Origin of the sequence: Paucibacter sp. KBW04 (genome assembly GCF_003852425.1) — a bacterium.
In the GTDB taxonomy this organism is placed as follows: domain Bacteria; phylum Pseudomonadota; class Gammaproteobacteria; order Burkholderiales; family Burkholderiaceae_C; genus Paucibacter_A.
Genome location: NZ_QAJN01000019.1, coordinates 1 through 25,736 on the forward strand (window position 1 = coordinate 1; position 25,736 = coordinate 25,736).

A 25,736-nucleotide genomic window follows, 5' to 3' on the forward strand; every position below is an offset into this window, starting at 1 on the left:
CTTCGCTGGAAGCCTGCGCGCGGGCAAGCGAGCTGCGGCCGTCATGAGCTTGATCCAATCGGCCAAGCTCAATGGGCTGGAGCCGTGGGCTTACCTGAAGGGCGTGCTGACCAGGCTGCCGACGCAGCCGGACAGCCGAATCGCGGAACTGCTGCCGCATCGCTGGGCGCAGCCGACATAGCTTGAGGCCAGATCAGCCCGTCAAGATGACTTGGCTGGACGCATACGATGAATCGCTACAGCGCAGTGCCGATTCGTTTGGCAGACTCTGGTGGCCTTGCTGAGCTGAGGGTCAGTGGCCTGTTTCAGACGGGAGACAACGCGAGCTTCGCGCGGGCTGTGGCGGCGTTGCATGGTCTGCGTGTGCTTGATGGTCCGGATCGAATTCAACTTGCCCGTCCTAAGTAAGCCGACTTCTGCAGCATTGCCAAAATAATTGGGTGACCGGCTAGCAGGCTATCAATTGCAGTTGATAGGTGTCACAAACGAAGAGTTGCCTCGAAGCCAAAGTGCATTGGCTTGAGATAACAGACTGCAATGCAGCGGTTGCTGCCGTTCGAATTTTCCGCTTGTGGGAGCGCTTGTGCGGCGGATTCAGCCGTTCTCGGTGCGTTGCGGAGTAGATGGTGCCTTGAGATTTAAGGTCTGACCTTCGTGCCCCTTCAACCAGCTGCACCACCATGTTGGTGATGTTAGACGACTGCAGCTGCACACCCGTCGAGATTGGTTCGGGCGCAAGCGGTGCCGGGGCTTCGAAGAAAAGCCTCAGCTAGCTGGGCCAGCCGTTGCGCACAACGGTGTGCATCAGGGGATGGACCAGAAGGGAAGCATTGACCACATGCCCCATCAGCTGCGGCGCATGGCCGCACTGCATGCTGCAGTGTCATCCTGAATGCCTCGGTGGCCGTGTTTAAACCGACTAAGCCGATGAGCAAGGTCGTGACCTCGTTGAGGAAGTCCTGCAGCGAGGTATGGATTCTTGCGCCGAGCACTCCAGGCTCCTTCTGTTCAGTTGAAGCGCTATCCCGCACCCATCGTCTCACGCCAACATGGCGACCTCATCCGCCTGGAACCAACCCGTTGCCTTGATTGCCGCGGCAGCCGCACCTGGGTTGGATGCCCACAGCACCAAAGCAAGGCTCTCCTCCGCTCTGCTGCAGGTCACGTAGAGCAGTCGAAGGGTTCTGTCGATGCTGGTCTCCTTGCCTTCCTCGGCGTTGGTCTTGTCGCTTGAAGAAAGCTCCTTGGCCCCGAAGAGCTTGTCGTACGAGAAGAGGAAGCCGCCGGCCTCGGAGTCGTCCATGACCACCATCACGTGCGGGAACTCAGAGCCCTTGACCACCTGATGGGTAGCGAGCTCAGCCTCCCCACTCAAGTAGGACTTGTACAGACCAATCTGTTCCCAAGGCGTCTCGAATAAGTGACTCCAACCGCGCTTTAGCCGGTCCACCCGGTCCTCCTTGGAGACGACTTTGGGAGGGTCCGGTGGTGGCGTTGGGTCCAGGAACGCATCAGTCAACCGTGCATCTGTATCGAAGACTCCCGCCACGAGCAGGGGCTGAAGGACCTCGCGAACCGTGGCACCAGGCTTCCTCGCCACCGCTCCAAACGCGAGCACGGCGTCGTGCAGCTTGGCGAGCTCCGCCCGACGCTCGTCGATGTCCTCCGGTAGCCCCTGCAGGGATTTGGCTGCCCGAAGGACGTTCATAACCCGGAACTCGTCGACCTCGCCTAGCTTGTCGAAGCACGCGGAGAGCTCCAGAGCAGGTCCCAGCAGCGGTCTCACCATGGATGGCCCTGAGCGTTCGCCGTTGCCCTTTGGCGCTGCGGCATCCTCATCCAACAGCTCCATCGCGAAGTACGTTTCGAAGAACCGGCCTCGCTTCGCCGCCAACTTGTGCTCTAGCGCCAGTGTCTTGAAGCTCCTCACGTCCTCAGACCACGCCACTGCACCCGTCGCCTTCAGCATGACCGCAGCACACTCCCGCTCGCGCTGCACCTTCGCTTCGGTGTCTTGTTTGGCATCTCCAATGAAGAGCCGAACCAGCCCCGCAGACTTCTCTTCCCGAGGATGCTGAGCGAAGCCAGTCTTGGCCTGAGTCCGCCCCGCAAGGTCCGCATCCCAAATCGCGTTTATGAGGTCCACCACGCGTTTCTGGCTGCGATGGTTCATCTTCAACGCCGGAAGGGCCCAGCCCTCTGGGACGTGACTAGGAAGGTCTCGGTGGCCGTCGGCATAGATGCGCTGACGGTGGTCGCCCAGCAGTCCCAAGCTGAATTTCCCTGGCCGAGCTGCTTCCAACCTGAGGAGTGCATCGAGGATGCCCCGCATCGTGTCCTGCGACTCGTCGATGAGGACGAGCGGGTGCCGCTCCTCTAGGATGCGCTGTAGGGTTGGTCGGTTGTCGATGAGCCACGCAGCAACGCGCAGGACCGTCGTGTGCGAGAGCGCTCCTGATCCATATGTGTTCTTGTCCGGGTGGTAGATGAACTTCTCCGTCGCCCGAATCGCGTCCGCTTCCTCAGCAATCTCTCGGTACCTAGCCCGGTCCTTGTCGGTCTCCCCTCGGACCTTCGTCGCAGCTTCTAGCTTGGCCTGCTTTAGTTCTTCGTCCTTGAGAGCAAGAAGGCCCTCCTGGATATCCGCGTCGAAGCCGTCAATGAGCTCCCAGCAGAACGCGTGGATAGTTGACACAACGGTCAAGTTGTTCTCGCCAAGCCGGCCGCTCACGACGTTGGTCGCGTTCTTCGTGTACGTGATGACGCGAACCGTTTGACCGTGACTGCGGAGGCGCCTTGCGAAGACACCACCGGTCTCGTGCGCAACGACGCCAGTGACCCGCCGCAGAACCTCAACAAGCGTCCGCGTCTTTCCCGACCCGGCTCCTGCGAACAGGAAGAAGCTCCTCGGCGGCTGCCCAGTCACGTAGGCGCAAATCTCCTCCACGACGTGGGCGTCTCGCTCGTTCCCACCGGCAGCGATGCCGACGGCCGCCACTGCTTCGGCTACGCCGCTCATGGGGTTCCCCCAGCGGTCACGTTAACCTCCGCGCTCAACCACTCCAGCGCATTCTTGATGTACTCGGGGCACTGAAGGACGGCGCCGCTATTCAGGCGTTCAAACAGCGTGGCAGCAAAGTCGCCCTTGCTGAAGGTTCCGTGCATGAGGTTGTGCAGCGCCTCCAGCAGCTTCACGTGGTCGGGGTTGTCGACCACAAGCTCCACCACCTTGCTAAGAGCGCCGCGATGCTTCCTCTTCTTCCCTTCGGCGTCGACTTCTTCGTCCAGCTTCTTGAACCAATCGATGTTCGCCAAAACGAGCGCGTCCTCGAACGAACTCGGCCACTGGTCGCTCGCGGCCGTCACCGGTAGCTGCCACGCAAAGCGCACCTTGACGCCCTTCGGCGACGTCCACTCAAGCTGCGCAGCAGTTGGCTTGCCGTAGTCCTTGAAATTCGGCAGGCCCGGATGCCACGAAGTCAGCGTGTCGTTCCCGCACTCAAGGTCGGCCTGGCCGGCGATATGCACAGCAGTCCGAACCGTCCGGCCCTTCGCGGACTTCGTTTGAATCACAGGGTCAAGGTCCGTGACGATTGCGGTTGGGATTCCAAGTTTCTCAACGAGCGGCCGGAGCCGATGCGCGTGGCTCCCACCAATGTCTACGAAGGACACATATCGCTTCGCAAGCTTGGGGACGTGCTGTTCGATGAACAGTGGCACCAACATGCGCTCAGCAGTCCCTTCCACGAAGACCGCGGCGTCCGCGAACAGCAGGTCGGTGTGCTGAACCTGGAAGTACCGCTCCGCGAAAATTCGAGTCTCCACATCCTTGCCGAACACGTCGCCGAGGTTAACCACCTCGGTGCTTGGCTTTCCGCCGGCGCCGTTGCTCGGCAGCCGCTTAACGTAGCGAAGACGCGTGAAGCTGTCGCCGTGAGCCAAGTGGCTTGAATGCGTACTGATGAGCAACTGGCTACGCAGATGGGCGTGCACGGCGTCCTTGGGCTTGATGAGCCCATGTGCGTTGGACGAGAAGTTCCTTGTCACCTGCACGTGAAGGTGAGCCTCCGGCTCTTCCACGATGACCAAGTGGATGGCAGCTGGCGCTCCCTGCGGCGGATTCAGCCGCGCTGCTCGGAACGATACGAGCATGAAGCTCAAGGATTGCAGATTCTGGTAGCCCAGCCCAATGGAATGCTCAGGGAGGGACTCATCGAGCACCGACTTGTCGAGTCGGTACTGGACCGCGGTGCTGTGAGCAAGGAGGTCAGCCGTCTGAATTCGAGTCCTAAAGTGGAACTGCTGCGGGTCATGAAGCCCGGGGTAGCCAAGAACCTCAACGTCCTCCATCGCCGGCTTCAGCGCCTTGTAAATGAGGTCGTCCAGCTTCGCCTGCGCCTCCGCTATGGCGGCAACCAGTGCCTCACCGTGCCCAGCCGAACTCGTCGACACGTTCAGATGCTGTCGAGCGAACTTGAGCAGTTGGCTTGAGAACATGCCGGGGCGAGAGCTTGGCGTCTCTGACCTGGCTTCATCTTCCTCGGCCCCGAGTCCCCGCTGAGCCGCGACGAAGTCGACGCGAATCAGCTTACGCAGGTGGGCCAGTTCCACCGGTTCCGAGCCTGCCGGGAGAACTTGAGGCGATGACTCCCCCTTTGTCGCCAGGGGTCCCTCCGCTGGGTCCAGGCGGTAGGCGCATACCTTTCGCAGGTCCGAGGGATGCCGCAACCAGTAGTCGATGATGTCCTCAGGCCAGGCGTGGCCCTTCTGGGGCAAGTCCTTCACCGGATGACGCGCCTCGCGGAAGGTCCACGCCAGCTTGCGAAGCTCTTCAATGTTGGAGACGGGCTCAAGCCGAAGTCGCACGCCAACGGCGCCGCCCTCCCACTTCAACGACGTGATGAACGGAGCCACGTAGCTGTACGCACCTTCCTTGGCGTCGAACCACAGGTCCGCGAATGGCATGCAGCTGAGCAACTGCTCCAACTGGTCCACCCATACCTCCGCGTCCTTCGTCTCAGTGGTTGGGTCCTCCGCCAGGCCTTCCCAAGCCTTGCTCAGCTCCCGGAGCTTGGACCATTGCGAGAGACTTAGGTCATAGGGCCGGAAGCCGGACTGGTCGCTCAGAAAGTTGCGAAGCACCGTCAGCAGCGAGGTCTTGCCGCTATTGTTGGCGCCGACCAGAACCGTTGTGGTCTCATCCAGGTCCAGGCGCGTGCTGGACAACCGCCGGAAGTTGCACACCTCCACACAGGCCAGTCGAATAGGTGGTGTAGCGAAGGGCGCAGTGGCTGCGGGCGCGTCGTCATTGGATGGTGCTGCCGCCGGCACTGCGTCAACTGCGGCGGAGGAAATCGTGTGAGTAATCATCTGCTTGAGCTTTTGTTTCGCCAGAAGGCGAGTGTCACAAATTGAGGTGCGACGGCGTGGCAAACTCAAGCTCTAGCTCAGGTCTCCGCTCCGCAACTCTCCCCTTTCTGATTCATAACGGATTTCAGACCAGAAACCCGACATCCGGGCGGCATACGGAACAAAAGTTGACCAAACAGGCAGCTCGCACAGAGCGCTCGCAGGAGAGCTGGTCTTGCCGGCCAGCCGAAGGTGCGAGAGTCCACGAGGCGCGAGGGTCAGGCCTCAAATCTCAAGGCCCGATGTAATCCGCGACGACGTTCTTGCTGGCCAGCGAACGGTTGCTCCGTGCGCATTGAAGACTTACGAATGCCGAGTCCGAGCGGGTGCACCTAGCCAAATGCAGAAGTTGGCCGGAATTCAGCTTTGCAGCGATTGCTGTCGTTCACATCGCAGAGCTCGAAGCCTGCAAGCGGTCGTTCAACGTCTGCGCTCATTGGACGGTGAAGCCGTTCGCTGCAGCCAGTCGCTGCACATCGTCTGCGAGGCCAGCCCCCGCGGCTACGTCATCCAGTGCCACCTCTGCGCCCAGGGCCTGCTCTGCGATGTGGTCCCACCGTCCAGCATCGCTCACGCAATTGGCGAGCGCATCAAGACCGACCGGCGCGATGCCATGCTTCTTGCTCGGTTCGCCCGCTCGGGCGACTTGTCTGTGGTGCGCGTGCGGATACGGCCGACGAGTCTGTGCGCGACCTGGTGTGTGCCCGCGAGGATGCCGTGCTCGAGCAGTGCAGCGGGCGCCGCCGACTGAAGGCTCTGCTGCAGCGCAACGGCGTGGCCTACGCCGGCAATGCCTCATGGACGGTGGCGCATTTGCGCTGGCTGGGCGGTGCATCAAGCTCACGCATTCGACACAGTAGATCGCCTTCCAGGAGTACCTGCAGGCCAGCACGCAAGCTGGCGAGCGCATCGCCCGGCTTGAGCAGGCGCTGAGCGCACGCCGGGTCGACAAGACAAAGGCGGTGGTGCGCGAGCTGGCCGGATCCGCATGGGCCATCGGGGCGCGCGAGGTGCAATTCTCAGGCTGGGCGGGCCTGAAGCCGTAAGCGGCGTGACGGAGTAGCTCCGACAAGCCACATGACCAACGAGGTGAAATACCAGCATCTGCACCGTCAGCGCACGGCGGGCCCATCGGATCCTGATAAGGTTGCTGCACTGGTGGCCTAAACTGCGCATCGCCTGCAGCAGGCGAGAATTTGGCACATGAGGCGTGCGCATGAACGCTCGCACAAGAGGAGGAGTACATGGGTTGGCTCACTGTGGCGATGAGGTCCGCGGGAACCGTCCTGAGCGCAGCGTTGCCGTTCTTCAAGCAGAGGTTTGCGGAGCGTGCGGCTGGAGACGCTCCGGGGGATGTCCCGGCTTCCATCACTGACGATCTGATGGACGGGGCGCTGCTGCGCCTGGGCGAGTTGAAACCCGATGACCCGCTGTGGAAGCGTAGCCTAGTCAGACTGGAAGGGGCGCTCGTTCGCCCGGACCTGTTCAACATGCCCAGTGTGCGCGAGTGGCTCAGTCGCCCTCAGGTTCGCGAGGGGATTAAGCGCGCTGCAGAGACTGCGATCGCCCGCGGCACCGTGCCCCAGGATCTGATCAATCGGCTGGCTGATGAGTATGCGGACTCCACAGGAGATGATCGCCGATTTGCGGATCAAGCTATCCGCATCGCCGTCGCCTCCCTTCAGGCCAGCGTTCAAGCCTTCGCACGAGATCAGGGCACCGCGGCCATCGTCCAGGCGACGACGTCCGAGCTTGGTCGAAAAATCGACAGCGGCTTCGCCGACGCGGCTCGGGATAGAGCGCTCGCCGACAACCCGTTCATCTCGGAGCGCTTCACGCAGGACGGTCGTGACGAGCTCAACAGAATCCTTCGCAGGCGGGCAACGCGGGGGGCGAAAACCGCACAAGAGTTGAGGGGCCTCATCCGCGACTTCGAACCGGGCGGACGGTTTGCAGCCGCAGCACCCTCGCTTCAGAACGACGCCACGTTCTGGCTTGCGCGGATGGAGGCAGCAGCCGGCGATGGAGAAACTGCCGCCGGCCGGTTTGTCACCTTGGAACAGCGCGGGTACACGGTTCCACCCGCCGCGTGGGCGTTGGCCGACCTGGCGACCGGGGATACCCAGGCTGCGCTGCGACGCGTCCGCGATCTGACCGATGCCGAAAGTCAGACGGCGATCTTTCACATTCTCATGAGGTCGCAGGGGAAAGCAGCCGCCCTTCAGTACGTCGATGACCTTGGCGAGCTGACTCCAGGCTCCTTCACCATTATCGGTTGGAACAACGTTTGCCTCATCCTTCAAGAGGAAGGACGCATCGCCGATAGCGCTGCACTTCTGGCGCGCCTTCCGGAGTCCGTGCTCAGCCAGTGCACGAACCTCTACTACATGTACGCGGTCAGCCAGTTGCTGCCGATGCTCCCGGTCGACAGGTATTCGGCACTCAAGAGCAACGGCTTCTATGCAGTCACGGAACCCGTGCTGGATAACCCGCAGTCATCCGTGGCTCGGACGAGAGCCCTTGAAGCGGCTGAGTTGGCCAGGCAGTGTGCAACTGATGCGCGAGACGCCTTGATCGCCGAGCAGTGCGTGAAGGGGATTCACTGCCTGCGCTTGCAGGATCCACGAACGCGGGACCAGGAGATTGCATCGATCCAGGAAGCGATGAAGGACGGCGAAGCAGCGGTACATCTCATCGGGCTCGCTCGGGCCTGTAGTATCGAATTTGACCCCCAGCCACTCGAGCGCCATCTGGACCGCGCGCAAATGATGGGCGGACTCAGCGAGCTGCAGCTACGCGCGAAGATGAACCTGCTGGCCACTCCCAACCGAAGCGGCGATCTCGTCAGGTTCCTGGACGAGTCCTGGGACAGTCTCCTGCCCGACAGCAGCATTGAAACCCTTGTCATCATGAAGGTCCAGGCGCTCGGCAACAACAAGGACTTCGACGGCGCAACAGCGTTCCTTGACGCCTACGCCGACCGGGTCGAGGCCGCCACGCTGTCCCGGCTTCAGCTGATGTTGCAGGACGAACGTGGCGGGGATCCGAGCGACGCGGCAGCGCAACTTTTCCGCCAGTCCGATTCGATCGTGGACCTGCACAACTTGGTGCGCGTGCTCGTTGGCCGAAACCGCTGGAAGCGGCTGAAGCCATACGCTGAGCAGCTCTTCCAGAGAGAGCCCAACTATGACAACGCCATGCTGCAGCTCAACTGCCTGCAGCGCACGCGGGCCAGCGCGAAGGAAATCTGCGCCTTTCTTGAGAGGACGATTGATCTGGTTGAGCAACGCGCCGAGATCCGATCAGCGCGGGCCTGGGCTCTGTTCAGGGTCGGCAAGCATCTGGAGGCCAAGCGCCTCAACGACGAATTGCTCGTCGAGCGCGACGCCACCAACGATCTGGCACTGGATGTCAACATCGCGATCCGCACGGGGGACTGGGAACGCTTTGCTGCGATTGGCGCTCGAGGATGGGAGCGCCGTGCCCAGCTTGATGGGCGAATGCTACTGATGCTCGCGAGGCTGGTTGGCTTCTCGGATCCCGCTCAGTCGCTCACCCTCGCGCAAGAGGCGGTGGCAAAAGAAGGCGACGATCCGGCGATTCTCGTTGGCGCGAACGCCATCGCGATCGCCGCCCGGAGAGACGACTTGGCCATGCCCTGGGTGCACAAAGCTGCCGAGCTTTCCAAAGATGACGGGCCTGTGTCGGTCTTCTCCTTTAGTGAGATGGTCGAGTTCATGAGGAGGAACGCAGAGAGCTGGAGGGAGAAGAACGAGTTGTACCGCACGGGGCAGGTGCCGCTGCACCTGGCGGCGTCGCTGTTCAACGCTGCCTTCTCGCAACTGCTCATTGCTCAGCCGAGGCAGAACGCGCGAGAGGTTGACCCGAGGCGCCGCCATCCCGTCCCGATCCGTTCTGGTCAGCGAGCCGCTGCTGGGGGTCATGAGTACTCTCGTGTCTCACTCGATGTCACCGCGCTGTTTGTGCTGAGTGAACTGGGAAAGCTCGAGGCCGTTCTTGATTCGCTTGATGAGGTGTTCGTCTCACCGAGAGTGATGGACGTGCTGCTCGAGGACCGCGGGCGGGTCGCATTTCATCAACCATCCAGGATCGCCGAAGTGAAGCCGCTGAGCGCATGGGTTGCGTCGGGTCGGCTGAAGGTCATCGATGCCAAGGCCAGCGTAGGCCTGGCGGACGAGGTCGGCGAGGAAGCAGCCGTCTTGTTGGCGGAGGCACAGACCCATGCGGGAATGTTCATCCATCCCGGCCCGCTCTTCAAGGTTGCCTCGTACATGGACAAGGAAGCGGCTCTGGGCGAGCTGCAGACGCGGTTCGCCGATCCCGTCGATGTTATCAGCGCCCTTCTCGCGGAGGGCCTCCTGACACAGGCAGAAGGCGATGACGCGACGACGTTGTTGCAGCGCATCGGGATGGCCGCACGCCAGGCGGTGCAACCTTCCTCGCCCTTGTATCTCGACGGCCTCGCCGTCCAGTACCTGCAGCAAGCCAAGCTGCTTCAACCGCTGCTCAACTCGGGGCACGTTGTGTATGTCCACAAGAGCACGGTTGACGAGTGGCAGGCCCTGCTCGCCACCGAGCCGATGACGGAGGAGCTGATCCAGGCTCTCGACGCCCTCAGAAGAACGGTTCGAGCTGGTCTGATGTCCGGGAAGGTGAAGTTTCTCGCTGAGAGTGTTAGACGCAGCGAATTGAACGCGATCACCATGCTGCCGATGGTCGATCTGCTCGATGACATCGCGGGCATCGACGCGGTTGTGCTTGACGATCGCATGCTCGGGAGCAACCACAGCCTCACCGATGCAATGGGTAAGGCCGTTCCGGTTCTATCGAGCCTGGACATGTTGGGCATGCTGGTGCACAAGGGATCGATGACCGAAGCTTCTCAGCGCGAGTCGCTTCATCTCCTTCGCACCCGGTGCTACTTCTGCATTCCGATCGATCCAGGCGAGGTGTGCCACTACCTAGGCCAAGCCTCCGTGGAGGATGGAAAGCTGAAGGAGACGGCCCAGCTTCGTGTCATCAGACAGTATCTTGCTCGCCTGAACGCGACGGACGTCCTGTGTACGGCGGCGGACCTCAGCTACCAGCACTCGCTCTGGCGAGCCTCCAGTGTGGTCATCGGCATGCTGTGGATGGATTCAGCCACATCAATTGTCGATGCCGAAGCCAGGTCCGACTGGGTTGTCGCCTACCTTCTTCCGAACCCTGAACTTGTCATGCGGTTCACACAGGGCGAGGCAGATCGGATAGCCGAAGTCGTCGCCTCGCAGCTGACGGTCTCGTTGATGCCTGTTGGCGGGGACGCCGCACGACGCAAGGCCTACGCCAATTGGTTGGAGCGCGCCCGCCTGTCAACTCTCCTGCCGGCCAACTCGCGCGTGCTGGACCTGGCAGCCGAGCAGGCCGCGGAATTGTTGATCAGGCGAGCCTCGGAGATTGCAGATGAAATTAGAAGCAGAAGTAGCGCGGATCCAACTGAATAGCCTGCCACCGCTGATAGCGGAGCGGCTGTTGATGCGGCGTGACGTTGCTTCGCTGGTCGAAGCGGGTTCTGCATCGATCAGAGATATCGGTCAGTTCAGGTATGCCGATATCCGAGATGTCCTGGCAACGGCGCCGCTTGGCAGCTTCGTGGACGTATCTGGTGCAGTTGGCGCTGGGCTCTCGATCGCCCGGTCATCCGACGCATTGATCCGGGTCCGCGGGCAGACGGGTAAAGAGAAGATCCTGCCGGAGTTGTCGCTGCTCGATCCTTCGCAGGAGATTCGACTGGAAGGCATCAGGCTTCTGTCAGAGAGGGCACAACCCCACTGGCCGCGCCGCTTGAGCTGGCGCCAGAAAGCATCCGATTCGCCGCTCGCCGACAGCGAATTCGGGTTGTTGCTCGATGAGCTGCAGAACATTGCAGAGCCGGTCATCGGCGAGATCGGGCAGAAGCTGGAAAATGCAGGTTTTGGCGCAAAGGACCTTGTTCCTACGAACACGACCTACTACGAGTCGATCCTTGGGGGGATACCGTGGACGATCGGCGTTGACGAGTACATTGCCGACACTCTCATGCCGCACCTAACTGCCATGTTTAGTAGGAATCCCACATGGGGTTTAAGGTGCATGCAGGCCAGCTGTGTCTCGGAAAGAGTCGACCCGGTGCCATTGACGGCCTCGGTTTCGAACGACGATCTTCTGTCTGCCATCAATTCCATCGGCCATGGCCAGACGCCGTTCGCCGTGCTTGCGACCTACAAGCTGGCGTCCTCCCGCGCCTCCGGCGACGAGCGATTCGCAAAAGTCGCCCAGGCCGCCCTGCAGCAGCTCTTCGATCGCACCACCACAGGCGATGATCCCAGAGGCCTCGATGAGCTGCTGATTGCGCTTGTGAAACTGACGCTGAGCATCATGGGCCAGGCGGAGCAGCTAGCACTTGCACCTGTGTTCTGGCGTCGGCTCGTGGCATTTGCCCATCCGACCCTCCTTCTGGAGTCGATGAACATCTCCGAAGATGATGTGAGAGACCTTGCTGACTGGATCGCAGCACGCCTCACGCGTGAGAGTGCGGCAGTTGAGATCCTTGATGAGCTCGCGGAGCCTGGATGGCGTACTGATTCCCTCCATGGCCAGGAACTCTGGGCAACAGCGCTGCTTCGCGGCCTGCAGTTCTCCTCAGCAAGTTCCGCATCGGCGGTCTTGTCGCCCGCCCAGCTGAAACTGGCTGAGTCGCACCTCGTGCATGTCGCGGGCTTGCCGGACCCGCTGAGCGGTGCCAGGCGAGACTGGGCAGCCGTCACGACCAATACGCTTGACGCGGATCTGCTCAAGAATATGGACGCCGCGAACCCCGATGGATCCGCAGCTGAACCTATCCGTGTCTGGAGCGCACTCGTGCACCACGCGCAGATCTACCGCTTTGGCGAAGACCTTTTGGCGCGGATCCGCGACCGGCTCAACAGCTCGATGCCCGCAGCGGGCACAAACCTCTCTGAGGACCATGAGACGCTGGTTCTTTGCTGCAACCTCGCGTCGACTCAGGGCGACATCGACCTGGCTGCGATCGTGGCCGCACGGGCCATAGAGGCCGGCGAGAGCTCCACCGATCCAGCCAGCGCGTCGCTGGCAGCTTACATCGTGATCCTGGCCGCCGGCGCAGCCAAAGACAAGCCTGCCAGTTTGGAGTGGGCTGCCGAAAGGCTGCTGCAGCTGGCATATCGCCTGCCCCACGGCGCACCCTGCGCAGCTTTTGCAGCGACCATCACGATGTTCCAGCGACTCATTCCGTTCCAAGAACGGCGTTGGGCCAAGGCGTTGGTTGTTGCCAGTTCGGCCGCTACTTGAGCGTTCGTTGCCCCTCTGCCGGCTTCCGCTCGCATGAGCGGGCGTCAGTATCCGGACATCGGGCAAGTACCAGTCCAAGTCCGCTTGCTAGAAAGTGGGCCAGGTGAATTGCAGCCTCTCAGTAGATCCCGTGATGAAGAATAGTGAGGCCCTGCCCTGGCCATCGCGACGCGGCCGGGGGGCGGTGGTCGAGGATCTCCCTCAGCCGATCCAAATCGGGTGGTACTCCCCGTTGGCCTTGACCCAATCGTTCATGCTGGTCTCGCTAGCCTAGACGAATCTGCCCCGGCGTTTGGCGGGCAGTTGACCTAATATTCAGGCCGTCACTCTGTCACCTCACTGCGAGGTGTCTGCACCGTACAGGAACTGCTCGGACACGTCGATGGGGCGACGACCATGACCTACACCCCTTGGCTCAGGATGGGCTGCGGTGCCGTGCGCAGCCCCTTGGACTCTCTGCCTGGGACTGGAGAGCCGCAAAGCAGTCGCTGGTGAAATACCGCAATCAGCCTTGAGCCGACTTCGCATTGCCGAACGGCTGTAGTGCAGCGGGAGCGGTCGCTGCGTCTCGCTAGGTCTCAGACAGGTTCGTTGCACCTACCGGCCATTCCTTTGACAACTTGTCCCTAAGTTCGTCGGCTATCCTCGGATCAAAGGTAAACAACTATTGGGACCTGCCGGTTCATCCAATGTCGTCGAGCGTTCGTCTGGGCCGTTTAGAGGGGGTGGCCAGGTTCTTGTTCGCTGCATGGCAAATCAATGCAGTGATGAACGGCGGCGGCGGCATTGTTCCGGCATTAGAGTGCGCCTAGGAGGCCGTTCAGCGTCAAGGGATATGCGAGTGCTCAGTTCACCGTCGGCACACCCAGGGCGTTCAGCGTATCTGTGAGCATCAGGCCCGTCGGACGCAAGCCTTTGACGATCTGGAAATGCTTCACAGCTTCCTGCGTCTCCGCGTTGAACACGCCATCAATCTGCCCCTCGTAGAGCCCCATCCGCTTGAGCGCAAGTTGCACACGGAGCACTTGCAAGCGAAGCTTCTCGGCGCGCTTCAACTCTGGCGTAGCGCCCTCTGGCTTCGGTGACACGCCCGGTGCGTACAGCACCTGCGCCGGCGCGCGGGAAGGCGAAGTTCTCACGCCGGACGTCGTCCCACTTAGCGGGGGAGCTTGATTCGCATCAAGCGTCAGCGGGACCCGGACGTGCTCGCCCGAAGTGGGCTGCGAAGTGTCTTGCGAGGAGAGTGGTTGCGCGGACAAAGGGAGCGAGCGCGCAGGCGCCGGTGCTGCGGGCTGCGCGTAGGTCGGCGCAGGAGCCGGAGCCGGAGTCAGGTTCAGTACCGGCGCGGATGCCGGCGGTGCTGGCGCTGGAGGGACGTAACGGCTGCTGCCGCTGCTTCCTGAGTAGTGAGAGCTATGGCTCGAATGTGACCGATGGCTTGAATGGGATCGGTGTGCCGCGAAGAGGTTGTCAATGTCCGAGTTCAGCGGCCTCAGCGACACCGGCTTCAGGTCATCGCTGGTCGGCGTGGTTGGGGCAGGGGCCGCCACCGAAGGCTTCAGGCCGAGCAGCGGAGCGCCTGCCAAGAACAGGGTTAATGTGCGCAGGAACTTAGACATGTTTGGCTCGCAGTATTGGTGTGACGCGGGTCCTGTGAAGGGAGCTCTTGTCCCAGGTGAAGAAGCCGCTGCATCTGGGCTTCAGCTGGCAGAGTTCGCATTCGGGGGCGAACTCGTTCTTCCAATCGGAAATGCTTGCCGCGGCGAAGGGGCGGAGCTGCGCAGGGAGCTTACAGAGCGGCAGGTTCATTAGCACAGGTGTGAGGCCATGAAGTCGCAGAGTCGCTACCGCCGCGCGGATCTCGTCCACCCGCTCGGACGGGTCAACTAGGCACATCTCCGCGTTGGCCAGCGCAAAGCCGATGGGCTCTGTGCCCATGAGCGCCACCGTTTGCACGAACGGCAGGTTCTTCGCGATGAACTCGCAGAGCGCGGGAAGCTGGTCCAGGACAGGCTGGATGAGCACCGTCCTTACTTGGATTGACTGACTGTGCGCTTGCAGGTTGAGCAAGCCGCCAATGGTCTGGTCGAACGCGCACGGCGCCTGGACCACGAAGTCGTGCAGCTCATCAGCCCCCCCATACAGAGGCACCAACCAGGTCGTCCGGCCCGGACGAAGCCCCTCGAGCAAGGCTGCTGCTACACCCGCCTCGCCAAGCTGCCTGGCGTTGGTGAGCACCTCCACGGTCGTAACCGGCCAGCTTGCATGCGCGAAGTCCAATAGTTCGCGCAGCTTCGCCGCATGGAGAGTCGGCTCCCCTCCCGTCACGCCTACTACCCGCGGCGGGCACTCGATAAGTGAGATGGTCTCCATCGCCTCGCGGAACAGCCAGCTGTCATCCTGGCGCGTTGGCGGCTGCGAGCACATCAGGCATCGGCTGTTGCACTGGTTCGTGACGAAGAGCGTGTGGTGCGTATCCGCAGCGCGGTACGCCACGATGACGCGGCTCAGCCCTTCAGAGAGCCGAACCACATCCTGCGGCACAAGGCAGGCCGAGCCATCAAGCTGACAAACAATGCTGCGCTGAGGCTCGCCTCCTAACGAGCTGCTGGTCAACGTCACCAAGCGCCCCGCGAGGCTGGACACCTTGAAAATGCCTGACGTCGGCGATGGCGACGCGAGAAGAACCTCCCTCATGACGCGCCCGCCATGCTGTTGGGTTGCGCCCAGCGAGCAAGAAGGTCCGCCGTTTGCGTATCGCCCCGCCCTTCAACATCACCAAGCCGGTTCAGCCAGAAATCGAACATGGCGGTCTGGCGCCGACAGTGCTCGGTCTCGCGGGTAGGCGCTGCGTGGCCGCCTTGCGCGAGGGCTGCGGCATCAACGGGGCTCGGGGCGCAGTGGCTCTTGAACGCGCATGCACTACAGTCCGGGTCGCCGGAGGCGTCTCCCTGGTCGGCAATCCTGGAGGACACATCGCAGCTGAGCAGCGCCTCCAATGGCGTGCCGATGGCGCCCATGCGGAAGCTCGTATCGCCTGTCTCCGCAAGCATCCTTGCCTCGTCACTCGGATACACCCAGCCATCGTAGTTGTAGACCAGCACCGCACGCCCGGAGGCATTGGGACTTTGCAGGTCGACGTAGCCGGCATCAAAGCTGGAGATGAGCTTGTTGAGGATCAATCCTGCGTAGGCCTCGCGGATGGCGACGCCCTGACCGTTCCACCAGAGGACCCGATCCACAGCCCGCTTGTAGAAGCGCATGAAGTCCTGCGTCGAGTAGCCGAGGTAGGCCAGATTCCGCTTGGCGAACCCGTATGGACTGAGCGGGCGGATGAACACATCCTGCAGGCCAAGAGCGACATACTCATCCACGATGGCCTCTGCATACTCAATGCTATGGTGCGTCGTTGTCATCAACGCCGACACCGAGTCCGGGCCCAAAGCAGCCCGCGCCAGCTCAATGCCCTGAAGAGTTCGGGCATACGAATCCCGGGTCGGCAACGGCCTGTTCTTGTTGTGCAGCCAAGCCGGTCCGTCGATGCTGGTCGACAGCTTCACGTCATACTGCCTTAAGTAGCTGCACATCTGGCCGGTCAGTTGGTGCAGCGTCGACGCGATGACGAATCGGATGGCTCTACCTTGGCGCGCCGGATGGTGTGCAAGTGCTTCAATGGCCAGCTGGATCAGGTCGAACCGGTTAAGCGGATCGCCGCCCTGAAACTCGACGGTCAGGGTCTCAGCGGCGCTGGCCATGATGGTGTCGCAGGCGGCCAGCATCTCGTTTTGCGACATCGAGAAGCCTTGCGCGTCAAGGGCCCGGCTCACCTGGCAATACTGACAGCTGTGCGCGCACTGGAGGGTCGGCACCAGGATGTGCAGGGCGGGAGGCCCGGCAGCGGTGGCCGCCTTCTCGGCCAGACGGGATGCGTAGAGTCTATCCAGTCCTGGGGTCGACGCCGAGCTCGTCAGAAAGTGCTTGGCTTTGAGGCACTGGCGGAGGTCGCCGTCGACCTCTTCGGGAGCGGTGCGGAGCAGCTCGAGTATCTGGGCGTCTAGGAAGGCGACCTCGCCAACCGGGGACAGGCACGCCCAGCGACCGCCTTCGAGGCGGCGCGTCTCAAATGGACGGACCTTTGCTTGATAAACCGTCCCTACGCTCACGTACGTCTCCCCGTCTGCTGAACAGACTCGCGGCCGCCGGCGGTTTGTTGGGTTCTGCCGTTACGGACATTTCTAATTTTGTGTATGTTGGCACGCAGGCGCGCCCGGAAGAAGAGGGTCGTTCCTTAGTGAAGTCTGTGGGCGACTCAGCAAGCAAAGAGGGGCAATACCTGACTGCAAGCATCTAACTGCCGCGGACATTGCAAGGTAAGAGCTCGAAAGACTTGGCGGATTGCACCCAATGAGTGTACGTTAGGCCCAATGACCTCTTAATGTGATCGCCGACACTCTCTGTTCGACGATGAATGTCGCTGACAGCCTAATGCAGGCGGCCGGGTTGCTTGAGTATCCGCAGATCTAGCTAGGATGTTGCGCCGGCACTGCTTGTTTGGAAGCTGAAAGCGCCCGTTTCAATATGAAGATGGCTTTCTGGCTCGGCTCCATTCGGCCAAGTCCGACAGGCGCCACCCAACGGCGCGGCCGGAGAGATGAACCGAAGTGGGGAACTCATGGGTTGCCATAAGTCGATAGATCGTCGATCGGCCCAGGCCTGTCATTCGCCGGACCGTAGGCATGCGTACGAAGTGCGGCGTCTGCAGATCAACATCGTTGGATTCATGTGGGGCTGACTGGGAATGCATGGTGCGACTCCGTTGATGATGTGCCCTTGAATCTACGCAACATTGGGGTCAATGTTTGCGATGACTTCGATCAGTAAATCATCTCTTCATCTCCGACCTGGTATGAACGTCGGTAAGGCTGTGGGTCATGGTCGTTAGCGGAGTGCTCGGGTTTCAAAACGCGGCCCTTCCCGAGCCAGAGGAGAGGCGAGCGCTGTTTCATTCACGCTTTGCGTGAACGCGCTCGCCTGCCGAACAGGCCTGTGGCCAGATCGGCACCTCTGGCTCCCGCCACGCCCGAAGCCGGGCCGCTCGCGACGCTGTGCGTCGCTTGGTTCCTTGCGCGCATTGCGGTTGATTTGGGGGCTTCGATTGGGGTGGAATTTGGTAGCTTCAAGTCCGTCTCCTGCGCGCCAGTGCGTGGGCATTTGATTGGCTTCGGGGGCTGAAGTGAACTTCGGTAGCTTTGGGTTGAGTGCGTCTGGCCAAATGTGCCAGCGTGTCTACGTTGACAGGCTCTCCTTGCACGCTGTGGCTTGTTTTTGCGGTGCAGTGGGACCAACTCAAGTTGCTCAGTTCAAGGGGCTAGGCTGGGGGTTGTTAAGTCGCTTAACTATCTGGTCGGTCACAAGGTGAGTCCAATCTGCCGGGTGATCTCCTTGAGTGCAGTCTTGAGCTTTTTGTGATGGCCACTTTCGGCTTGTTGGGCCGCTCAACGCTTTCTCGGCCGAAGCCTAGGCGCTTGGCTGGCGTGGCTGACTCGTGGAACTGTTGCTGGTTAGCAGTTGAGGCCGCGGGGAGCTAGAGGCAGCATCTCTTTCGGCTGAATCGGGCCATGACAGTTTCGCTCTTGGTGCGGACTCTGTTCGGATACGGTTCAGTTGTGGTTCGGTTGTGGTTCACTTGTGAGTCGCTTAGTTGCCGGTCTCTGTTCACTCTCTGTGCTTTGTATGCGGCAGAGCTTGTCTTTGTGGAACCTGAAAACTGGTGAGTTTTGGTGAGTGCAGAGATAGGCGCGGTGGCGTAGTTGTCAGACAAATGGCGCGCGCGAAACTTTTAGCTCAAACAAGCAATGCGTTCATTTGTCGCCAGCGCAATCCAGGCAGGGCAGCCGGGAAATCCCTCTGCCATAAAACACGGCCAGTGAGTAACTCGACTTGCCAACAAGGTATCGTTACGAAAATTGTTGGCTGATCGACGTCACTGAGGCGGCGACAGACCGGCAAAGGGAGTCGGCCTTGAGCAGGAAGAAAAAAACGGGCGCTGGACTTAGCGCCTTGATCGTCGTTGGCGTGTTGGTTGCGTTGTTCGCGGCTATCTCTAAGGAAGTGTGGCTGGTCTTAGCATTTCTTGCTGCGGGCTGGTTCATCGTGAAGATGTTCAACGGAAGCAAAGGGCCGGTGGCGCAGCGAGAAGAATCTCGGTCGCCGGCTTCGGGTGTTCGTTCAGGATCGTCCTTCCCGGCACCGACACCTCGTGAGCCACCGGCGCCTCGTGTCATCACTTTGGAGCCTCAAGCCTCCAACGCGGCAATGAAGACGCCCGTGGCTGCGCCGACCTTGGTTACTTCTACGCCGATTGCGTTTGATGAACCAGTTCTTGTGGTGCCCGCGGCGCCTGCTCCAACGCGAGTGGAGTTCAAACTGCCGAGCGGCCCGAAGTTTTTGGGACCGGCGACATGGATTCCGCACGGCTCTGCGGTGGAAGTTGCAGGCGTCTTGATTCAGGGTGGGTTGGTTTATGTCGGGACGGTGTTGAAAACACCGAGCGGGGCGAATGATCCTTGCCTCATCGACCCTACAAAGTCGGTTGCGTCCCATGGCGACTATATGGATCGCCACATGGGCTATTGGCCCAGCTACTCGGAAATTCCCAGTGTGGCTCGACGGGCGTATTTGAACTGGTTGGCTGGAGGGCGCTCAGACCCGAACGCCGATATTGGCTACGTTTTCCTTTTCTTCTATGGTCTAGAGCGGCGGGCAGTCATTGATGCAAATGCCGACGCTTCTGCAATGTCTGACTGGCCAGTGATCGCCGATGAGCTGCGCCGTTTGCTCGCTGTTTATGGAGACAAGTCAGGCTCATTCAGGAGCTACGCCGGTGAACTCTTGAACTGGGTTTCGCTGAACAAAGATGGCAAGCTCTACGAGAAACCAGTTCCGAATCTGATAAAGACGTTTGAGCTTCCGCTTTACCTGAAGCTGGCGTTGGGTCAGGCTGCGCTTGATGGTGCGCCGGTTCCCACGGCACTGGCTCTGGCGTGGGTTAGGTTTGATCCAAATTACTACCCTAGAACGCCCGCGACGCGCTGCGTGGACCAGTTCAATGCGATGTTCGAGATCGAGTACCGGAAGCGATTCGGCAATGGGATTGCTTTGCCGAAGAATCGAACGAAGTTGAAGTTTGTCTACCGACCTGCCTCATCAGGATTTCACGGGTTCAATGAGATCAAGCTTGTCTTTGGAGATACGCCTGACGTGTCTGTCTTGACGAAGCCAATCAAAGAGCTTCGTGCCCTAGCTGATCTGGTGACTGACCAGTTGGACGCGTTTAGCCGTTTCGTCGGGCGCAATCCTGAAGGCAGAGACACGTTGGAGGGAATGCTGTTTCTTCCGAACTATCTTTGGCCCGGCTTGGCCCGTGAAACTTTGGATAGATATCGTGAGGAAGTTAGATGCGCCCCGGTGTCGCTGGGGTACCAGGAGCTTCTAACTGCACTAGGTGCCAAGAGTGTTTTGAACAAGGAAAGGACACAGGCGCTTGCTCGCGCTTTCGCGGCAGCGGGTATTGGCATTGAGCCTGATGTTCTCGGAAACTCAAGGCCGCCAAAACCGGAGGAGCGCGTGGTCCTCTTTGAGTTGTTGGCGATTGAGGAGCTCTCACGTGCCACCCCTGCTTATCAATCGGCTTTGCTGACGTTGCAGCTGGCTTCCTCTGTCGCGTCAGCCGATGGTGATTTTGGAGAATCCGAGCTAGAGCATTTGAAGTCTCAAGTCAAAACTTGGGTTCACTTGTCGCCCAGTCACCAACATCGTTTGGCTGCCCATTTGCAGCTCTTGGCTGCTGCTCCGATGTCTTTGACGTCGCTGAAGAAGCGATTGGAAACATTGGATGTTTCGGCCAAGGAGTCGATTGCGTCGTTCATGGCTATCTTGGCCCAGGCAGATGGCACTGTGTCGCCTCAGGAAGTGAAGACCTTGGAGAAGGTTTACAAAATTCTGGGCCTTGATCCTAAGAAGGTTTTCAGCGATCTCCATGCGGTAACGGCAGGCGAGGGGGTAGACAAAACGTCGGTCTCCGTGGGAGGTTTGAAAGAGGGGTTCAAGCTCGATGCCGCCCGCATCGCTTCGCTGCAGCAGGACACTGCGAAAGTCTCGGCGCTGCTGGCCGGTATCTTTACAGAGGACTCAGCGGAGCAAGCTGTGGGCTTGTCTAGAAGCGTCGAACTCGAGTCAGACCTTGAAGTTGAACCGTCTGATGAAGCCGCGCCTGCGTTGTTGTTTGGCCTTGATGAAGCGCACGCTTCATTGGCCAGGTTGTTGCTGACGCGACCGCATTGGACTCGTGAAGAGTTGCAAGATGTGGCAGCTGACCTTGACCTGATGCTGGATGGTGCGATTGAGTGCATCAATGAGGCGGCGTTCGACAAGCATGACATTCCATTCACCGAGGGTGATGACCCGATCGAGGTCAGCAACGAAATCAGGGAGAAGATTGAAGCATGAGCACCCCAATACGTCCAAAGGATCGCGACGCGGTCATCCAATCTTTGCGGGCTGGCGTCGTGCCGCGGGCTGGGCAGCACTTGATTCAGGTAGGGCGCACCCGAGAGATTCAAACTTTGCTTGCGGATATCGAACGTGTCGCTGATGGTGGTTCGGCGTTCAGGGTTGTGACCGGTGAGTACGGCGCTGGCAAGACTTTTTTCCTGAATCTGGTGCGAGCAGTCGCGATGGAGAAGAAGCTTGTGGTCGCAAGCGCAGATCTGAACCCTGATCGCCGTCTGCATGCAAGTGGAGGCCAGGCGCGCTCGCTGTATGCAGAGTTGATGAGGAACTTGTCGACGCGGACAAAACCAGATGGGGGGGCCTTGGCGGGCATTGTTGAAAAGTTCATTGCGACAGCGAAGGCCGAAGCCAAGGCCGCAGGGATCACGACCGAAGCAGCGATCCGGCAAAAGCTTGACCACCTCACAGAGTTGGTCAATGGGTACGACTTTGCCGAGGTGATCGCCGCCTATTGCCGTGGCTTCGAAGAGGGCAACGAACAACTCAAGGCTGATGCGGTTCGTTGGTTGCGCGGTGAGTTCACCACCAAAACTGATGCCAGACAGGCGCTCGGTGTGCGTACTATCGTGGACGACGCAGCGGTCTATGACCAGTTGAAACTGATGGCTCGGTTCATCCGACTTTCGGGCTTTTCAGGGCTGCTCGTGAGCTTGGATGAGCTTGTGAACCTGTACAAGCTCGCGAACACACAGGCTCGAAATGCGAACTATGAGCAGATCCTTCGAATTCTGAATGACTCGCTCCAAGGGTCCGCTGAAGGATTGGGTTTCGTCTTAGGCGGAACTCCCGAGTTCTTGCTCGACACTCGGCGAGGTCTGTATAGCTATCCTGCGCTGCAGAGTCGATTGGCTCAAAACACATTTGCCGCAGAGGGCCTGGTTGACTTCAGTGGGCCTGTTGTGAGGCTTTCCAGCCTGACGCCCGAAGACTTTTATGTCTTGTTGCAGAAGATTCGGCATGTCTTCGCCGGTGGTGATGCGGAGAAGTACCTCGTGCCTGATCAAGGCATCTTCAGTTTTATGGAGCATTGCTCGAATCGAATCGGCGAGACCTATTTTCGAACGCCTCGCACGACGATTACGTCTTTCATCAACTTGTTGGCCGTCTTGGAGCAAAACAAAGGCGCGGCGTGGCAAGAAATTTTGGGGGGTGTTGAGGTCCTTCGTGACGCGGGCGGTATTGCCGACACTTTGGTCGAAGGCGACGCTGACGCCGATGATGAGTTCGCGTCATTCAAGCTGTAGTTGCGATCTCTAGGTGTCCAAACTGAGCACACACACCTCTTCTGCCTTTGACCTGCTTGATGTACGCATCCAGCGCTTCATCTGGGCGGAAGGATGGGCAGCCCTTCGGGAAGCCCAGGAAGCCGCGATCCCTCTTGTTCTTAAGGCTGATCGTGATGTGATCGTTGCCGCAGCGACAGCGGCTGGCAAAACCGAAGCTGCCTTTCTTCCTGCACTGACACATCTCCTCAGTCAGGAATCTCCAGGGTTGATTGTTTACATCAGCCCATTGAAGGCGCTGATCAACGATCAGTTTGGCCGACTTGACAGGCTGTGCGATCAGTTGGATCTGCCTGTGTGGCCATGGCATGGGGACATCACGGCCTCGACGAAATCTCGGTTCTTGTCGAAGCGCCAGGGGGTTTTACTTATTACGCCTGAATCGCTGGAAGCCTTGCTTTGCAATCGAGGTACATCGATAGGGGCGATCTTTCGTCGCTTGGACTTCTTCGTAGTTGACGAACTCCACGCATTCATCGGCTCGGAACGAGGAAAGCAATTGCAGTCCTTGATGCATCGAATTGAATGTGCCGTGGCACGGACTGTTCCTCGCATAGGACTTTCTGCGACGCTGGGTGACATGAGCCTAGCGGCAGAGTTCTTGCGCCCCGGAAAGGCGCGAGGCGTTGCGATTGTTGATTCGAAGTCTGAGGGCAATGAACTCAAAGTCCTGATCAAAGGCTATGAAGAGCCTCTGACTATCAGGCATTCTCGGGACTTCGAGGACGATGAGCAAGAGACTGAACCAGCGACGCCTGGGCAAGTTGCCGCGCATCTTTTCCAGGTGCTCCGAGGATCGAACAACCTTGTTTTTCCCAACTCCAGGCGAGAGGTCGAACGCTACACACATTTGCTGAGCAAGATGTGTTTGGATCAACAGGTCCCGAATGAGTTCTGGCCCCACCATGGCAGTCTGTCCAAAGAAATTAGGGCGGAAACCGAGTTGGCTCTGAAGCAAAAGGAGCGACCTGTAACAGCTGTTTGCACCAACACTTTGGAGTTGGGCATTGACATCGGTGCTGTCAAGTGTGTGGTCCAAATCAATCCGCCACCAACAGTTGCAAGTGTTCGTCAGCGATTGGGCCGGTCAGGGCGTCGCCCAGGTGAGCCTGCAATTTTGCGAGGCTACTGCATTGAGGACGCGATCGATGCAAAGTCGCCGCTCGAATCGCTGCTGCGACTCCGCACGGTTCAGATGACAGCCACGGTTGGGCTTTTGATCGAGGCCTGGTTTGAACCACCAAAGGCCAATGGGCTACATCTATCCACACTGGTCCAGCAGGTTCTTTCATTCATAGCTCAGAACGGCGGGGCTTCGATTGCGCAGCTGTATGGCTTGCTCTGCGGCCCGGGTAAGCCGTTCGCGGGTTTAAGCAAAGAAGAGTTCGCTTCGCTGATTCGGCACCTGGGTAGCAAAGATTTGATCGTCCAAGAGTCTTCGGGGACGTTGCTGCACGGTGTACTTGGCGAAAAATTCGTCAACCACTACAGCTTCTATGCCGCGTTTTCTGCTGATGAGGAGTTTCGAGTAGTCGCGGGAGGAAAGTCCCTTGGCACGATCCCGGTCTCACAGATGTTGTCCATCGGCCAGCGGATTCTTTTTGCTGGGAAAACCTGGCGCGTTGATGAAGTCGACGAGGAGCAGAAAGCGATCTACGTGACGAGGACTTCTGGCGGTGTGCCACCGATGTTTAATGGCGGCGCAGGGCGAACCCATACGCGGGTCCGTCAAAGAATGCGTGCTTTGCTTGAGTCGGCGGATGTGCCTGTGTTTTTGGATCCGACTGCAACGCGGTTTTTGATGGAGGCGCGAGAGGCTTATCGGGTTCGAAACATCTCCACTGAGTTTGTGCTGGACCAAGGCCGCCACTTCCTCCTTTTGACTTGGCTTGGCGATTCAGCAAATGAGGCGCTGGCTTGCCTTCTGAGATCTCGTGGATTTACGGCTGCGGCGACAGGGCCGGGTATCGAGGTTCAGAAGGCGCATTGGTCGATTCGAGATATTTTCGAGGTGTTGTTGGATTTGGCAAATAGTGAGCCTCCGTCTTTCGAGCAAATGCTTGACGATGTTTCCAATCTTCAGCGCGAGAAGTGGGATTGGGCATTGCCGGACGGACTGCTGAGAAGAGCCTACGCCAGCATCTACTTGGATATCCCCGAGGCCCTGGCTTGGGCAAAAGAGGCTGAGTCCTTTCCAAGGCGGAGCCGGTAGACAAGCGTCGAAAGCTGGTCACTCATTCGCTACTTGGATTGAGGCTAGGCAGCAGTTTGCAGGTCCCAGGCTCTTTGAACGGGCCGCGTCAGGGCTAGCACAAGTTCGCATGACCTGCTCCCTTCCTGGCATCCGAGGACGCCAGGAAGTCTTTTCATAGTTGGGCACATTCCAATGCCGATTGCACTTTGATGGTTTTGACTGAATGGGAAACGAGATGCTGACATCGCTTAGGCCAAGCGGCCACATTTGGATGCACGCCGAGCAGTTCTTTAACGCAGCCGAAATCTTGTGGAACGCCGAAGGTGTTGACCTCAGCAAGCTCTGCATTCCACTCGTGGTGAACTATGCGCTCAGCGCGGAGTTGGCCATGAAGGCGGCCGAGGGATTTACGAACTACGGGCCTGTGATTGACGGGATTATTGGCGCTGCGACCTTGGGGTCGAGTGCTCGCGGGCACAAACTGCCAGAGGTTTTCAACAAGCTTCAGACTGACACGCAAGCTGGAATTTCTCGCGAGTTCTACCTCGCAACCGGCGAACCACTTCAGCCTTTGCTCGAGAGGTGCGCTGACTATTTCGTCCAAGGTCGGTATGCCTACGAATCAAAGGGCGGGTCCTATGACCTGACTGCGATCCGAATGCTCGCTGGCGGCTTGCTCAAGGCCGTAAAGGCTCATGGGCTGAAACAGTAGGAGCTGCCGTGGCGCTGTTCCTTTGCGGCGTTGCTTGTGAATGACAACATCGGGCTCAGACGTTCGTTGTTCAACGAGAAGACAGCCGCCTCAAATTGGCAACTCGTGCCCTTTTCACTTCCAAGTCTCCTTGGCTTGAAAGCGCGCGTTCGAATGCAATGGTCTGTTCGTCGCTGACCAGCCATAGCAGTAGCTTGTCGCATTTGTTTGTAGGACG

General features: G+C 59.6%; 13 protein-coding genes. 7 read left to right on the top strand and 6 right to left on the bottom strand.

The genetic code is table 11. The features are described 5' to 3' along the window. A partial coding sequence (locus DBR47_RS22385; protein ID WP_148090435.1) for a transposase domain-containing protein occupies nucleotides 1-181 on the top strand: 181 nt, incomplete at its 5' end. An 858-nt stretch (nucleotides 182-1,039) separates the two neighbouring features. On the opposite strand, the gene DBR47_RS22390 is transcribed toward DBR47_RS22385, so the two are convergent. Both DBR47_RS22390 and DBR47_RS22395 read right to left on the bottom strand, forming a co-directional pair. Next, the gene (locus DBR47_RS22390; protein WP_124454316.1) at nucleotides 1,040-3,019 is read right to left on the bottom strand and encodes a UvrD-helicase domain-containing protein; all 1,980 of its coding nucleotides are present in this window, start codon (nucleotides 3,017-3,019) and stop codon (nucleotides 1,040-1,042) included. Further along, nucleotides 3,016-5,439 (bottom strand): AAA family ATPase, encoded by a 2,424-nt coding sequence (locus DBR47_RS22395; RefSeq protein WP_231512456.1) that lies wholly within the window; start codon nucleotides 5,437-5,439, stop codon nucleotides 3,016-3,018. Before DBR47_RS22395 ends, DBR47_RS22390 begins: the two co-directional genes overlap by 4 nt. 1,214 nt (nucleotides 5,440-6,653) lie before the next feature. On the opposite strand from DBR47_RS22395, the gene DBR47_RS22400 reads away from it, so the two are divergent. Beyond that, complete coding sequence (locus DBR47_RS22400; protein WP_124454318.1) at nucleotides 6,654-10,913, top strand: hypothetical protein; 4,260 nt, start codon at nucleotides 6,654-6,656, stop codon at nucleotides 10,911-10,913. Next, complete coding sequence (locus tag DBR47_RS22405) at nucleotides 10,873-12,759, top strand: hypothetical protein (protein ID WP_124454320.1); 1,887 nt, start codon at nucleotides 10,873-10,875, stop codon at nucleotides 12,757-12,759. The genes DBR47_RS22400 and DBR47_RS22405 overlap by 41 nt, the downstream gene beginning before the upstream one ends. Before the next feature lie 845 nt (nucleotides 12,760-13,604). On the opposite strand, the gene hxsA is transcribed toward DBR47_RS22405, so the two are convergent. From hxsA to DBR47_RS25160, 4 genes are all read right to left on the bottom strand, one after another. Next, entirely contained in the window at nucleotides 13,605-14,378 is a 774-nt protein-coding gene (hxsA, locus tag DBR47_RS22410) for a His-Xaa-Ser repeat protein HxsA (RefSeq protein ID WP_124454322.1), read from the bottom strand. Beyond that, nucleotides 14,371-15,456 (bottom strand): His-Xaa-Ser system radical SAM maturase HxsC, encoded by a 1,086-nt coding sequence (gene hxsC / locus DBR47_RS22415; RefSeq protein ID WP_124454324.1) that lies wholly within the window; start codon nucleotides 15,454-15,456, stop codon nucleotides 14,371-14,373. The genes hxsA and hxsC overlap by 8 nt, the downstream gene beginning before the upstream one ends. Further along, nucleotides 15,453-16,922, bottom strand: a complete 1,470-nt coding sequence (hxsB, locus tag DBR47_RS22420; protein ID WP_124454327.1) for a His-Xaa-Ser system radical SAM maturase HxsB — start codon at nucleotides 16,920-16,922, stop codon at nucleotides 15,453-15,455. Before hxsB ends, hxsC begins: the two co-directional genes overlap by 4 nt. Nucleotides 16,923-17,332: 410 nt before the next feature. Then, on the bottom strand, nucleotides 17,333-17,563 hold the full coding sequence (locus tag DBR47_RS25160; RefSeq protein ID WP_124454329.1) for an AlpA family transcriptional regulator: 231 nt from the start codon (nucleotides 17,561-17,563) through the stop codon (nucleotides 17,333-17,335). A 1,217-nt stretch (nucleotides 17,564-18,780) separates the two neighbouring features. On the opposite strand from DBR47_RS25160, the gene DBR47_RS22430 reads away from it, so the two are divergent. The 4 genes from DBR47_RS22430 to DBR47_RS22445 all read left to right on the top strand — a co-directional run bounded on the left by DBR47_RS22430 (nucleotide 18,781) and on the right by DBR47_RS22445 (nucleotide 25,519). After that, nucleotides 18,781-21,267, top strand: coding sequence for a TerB N-terminal domain-containing protein (locus DBR47_RS22430; RefSeq protein ID WP_124454331.1), 2,487 nt, complete (start codon nucleotides 18,781-18,783; stop codon nucleotides 21,265-21,267). Then, complete coding sequence (locus DBR47_RS22435; protein ID WP_124454333.1) at nucleotides 21,264-22,574, top strand: ATP-binding protein; 1,311 nt, start codon at nucleotides 21,264-21,266, stop codon at nucleotides 22,572-22,574. Before DBR47_RS22430 ends, DBR47_RS22435 begins: the two co-directional genes overlap by 4 nt. A 13-nt stretch (nucleotides 22,575-22,587) precedes the next feature. After that, on the top strand, nucleotides 22,588-24,825 hold the full coding sequence (locus tag DBR47_RS22440) for a DEAD/DEAH box helicase (protein WP_370454944.1): 2,238 nt from the start codon (nucleotides 22,588-22,590) through the stop codon (nucleotides 24,823-24,825). Nucleotides 24,826-25,042: 217 nt separating this feature from the next. Then, complete coding sequence (locus DBR47_RS22445; protein ID WP_231512457.1) at nucleotides 25,043-25,519, top strand: hypothetical protein; 477 nt, start codon at nucleotides 25,043-25,045, stop codon at nucleotides 25,517-25,519. Nucleotides 25,520-25,736: the final 217 nt, after the last annotated feature.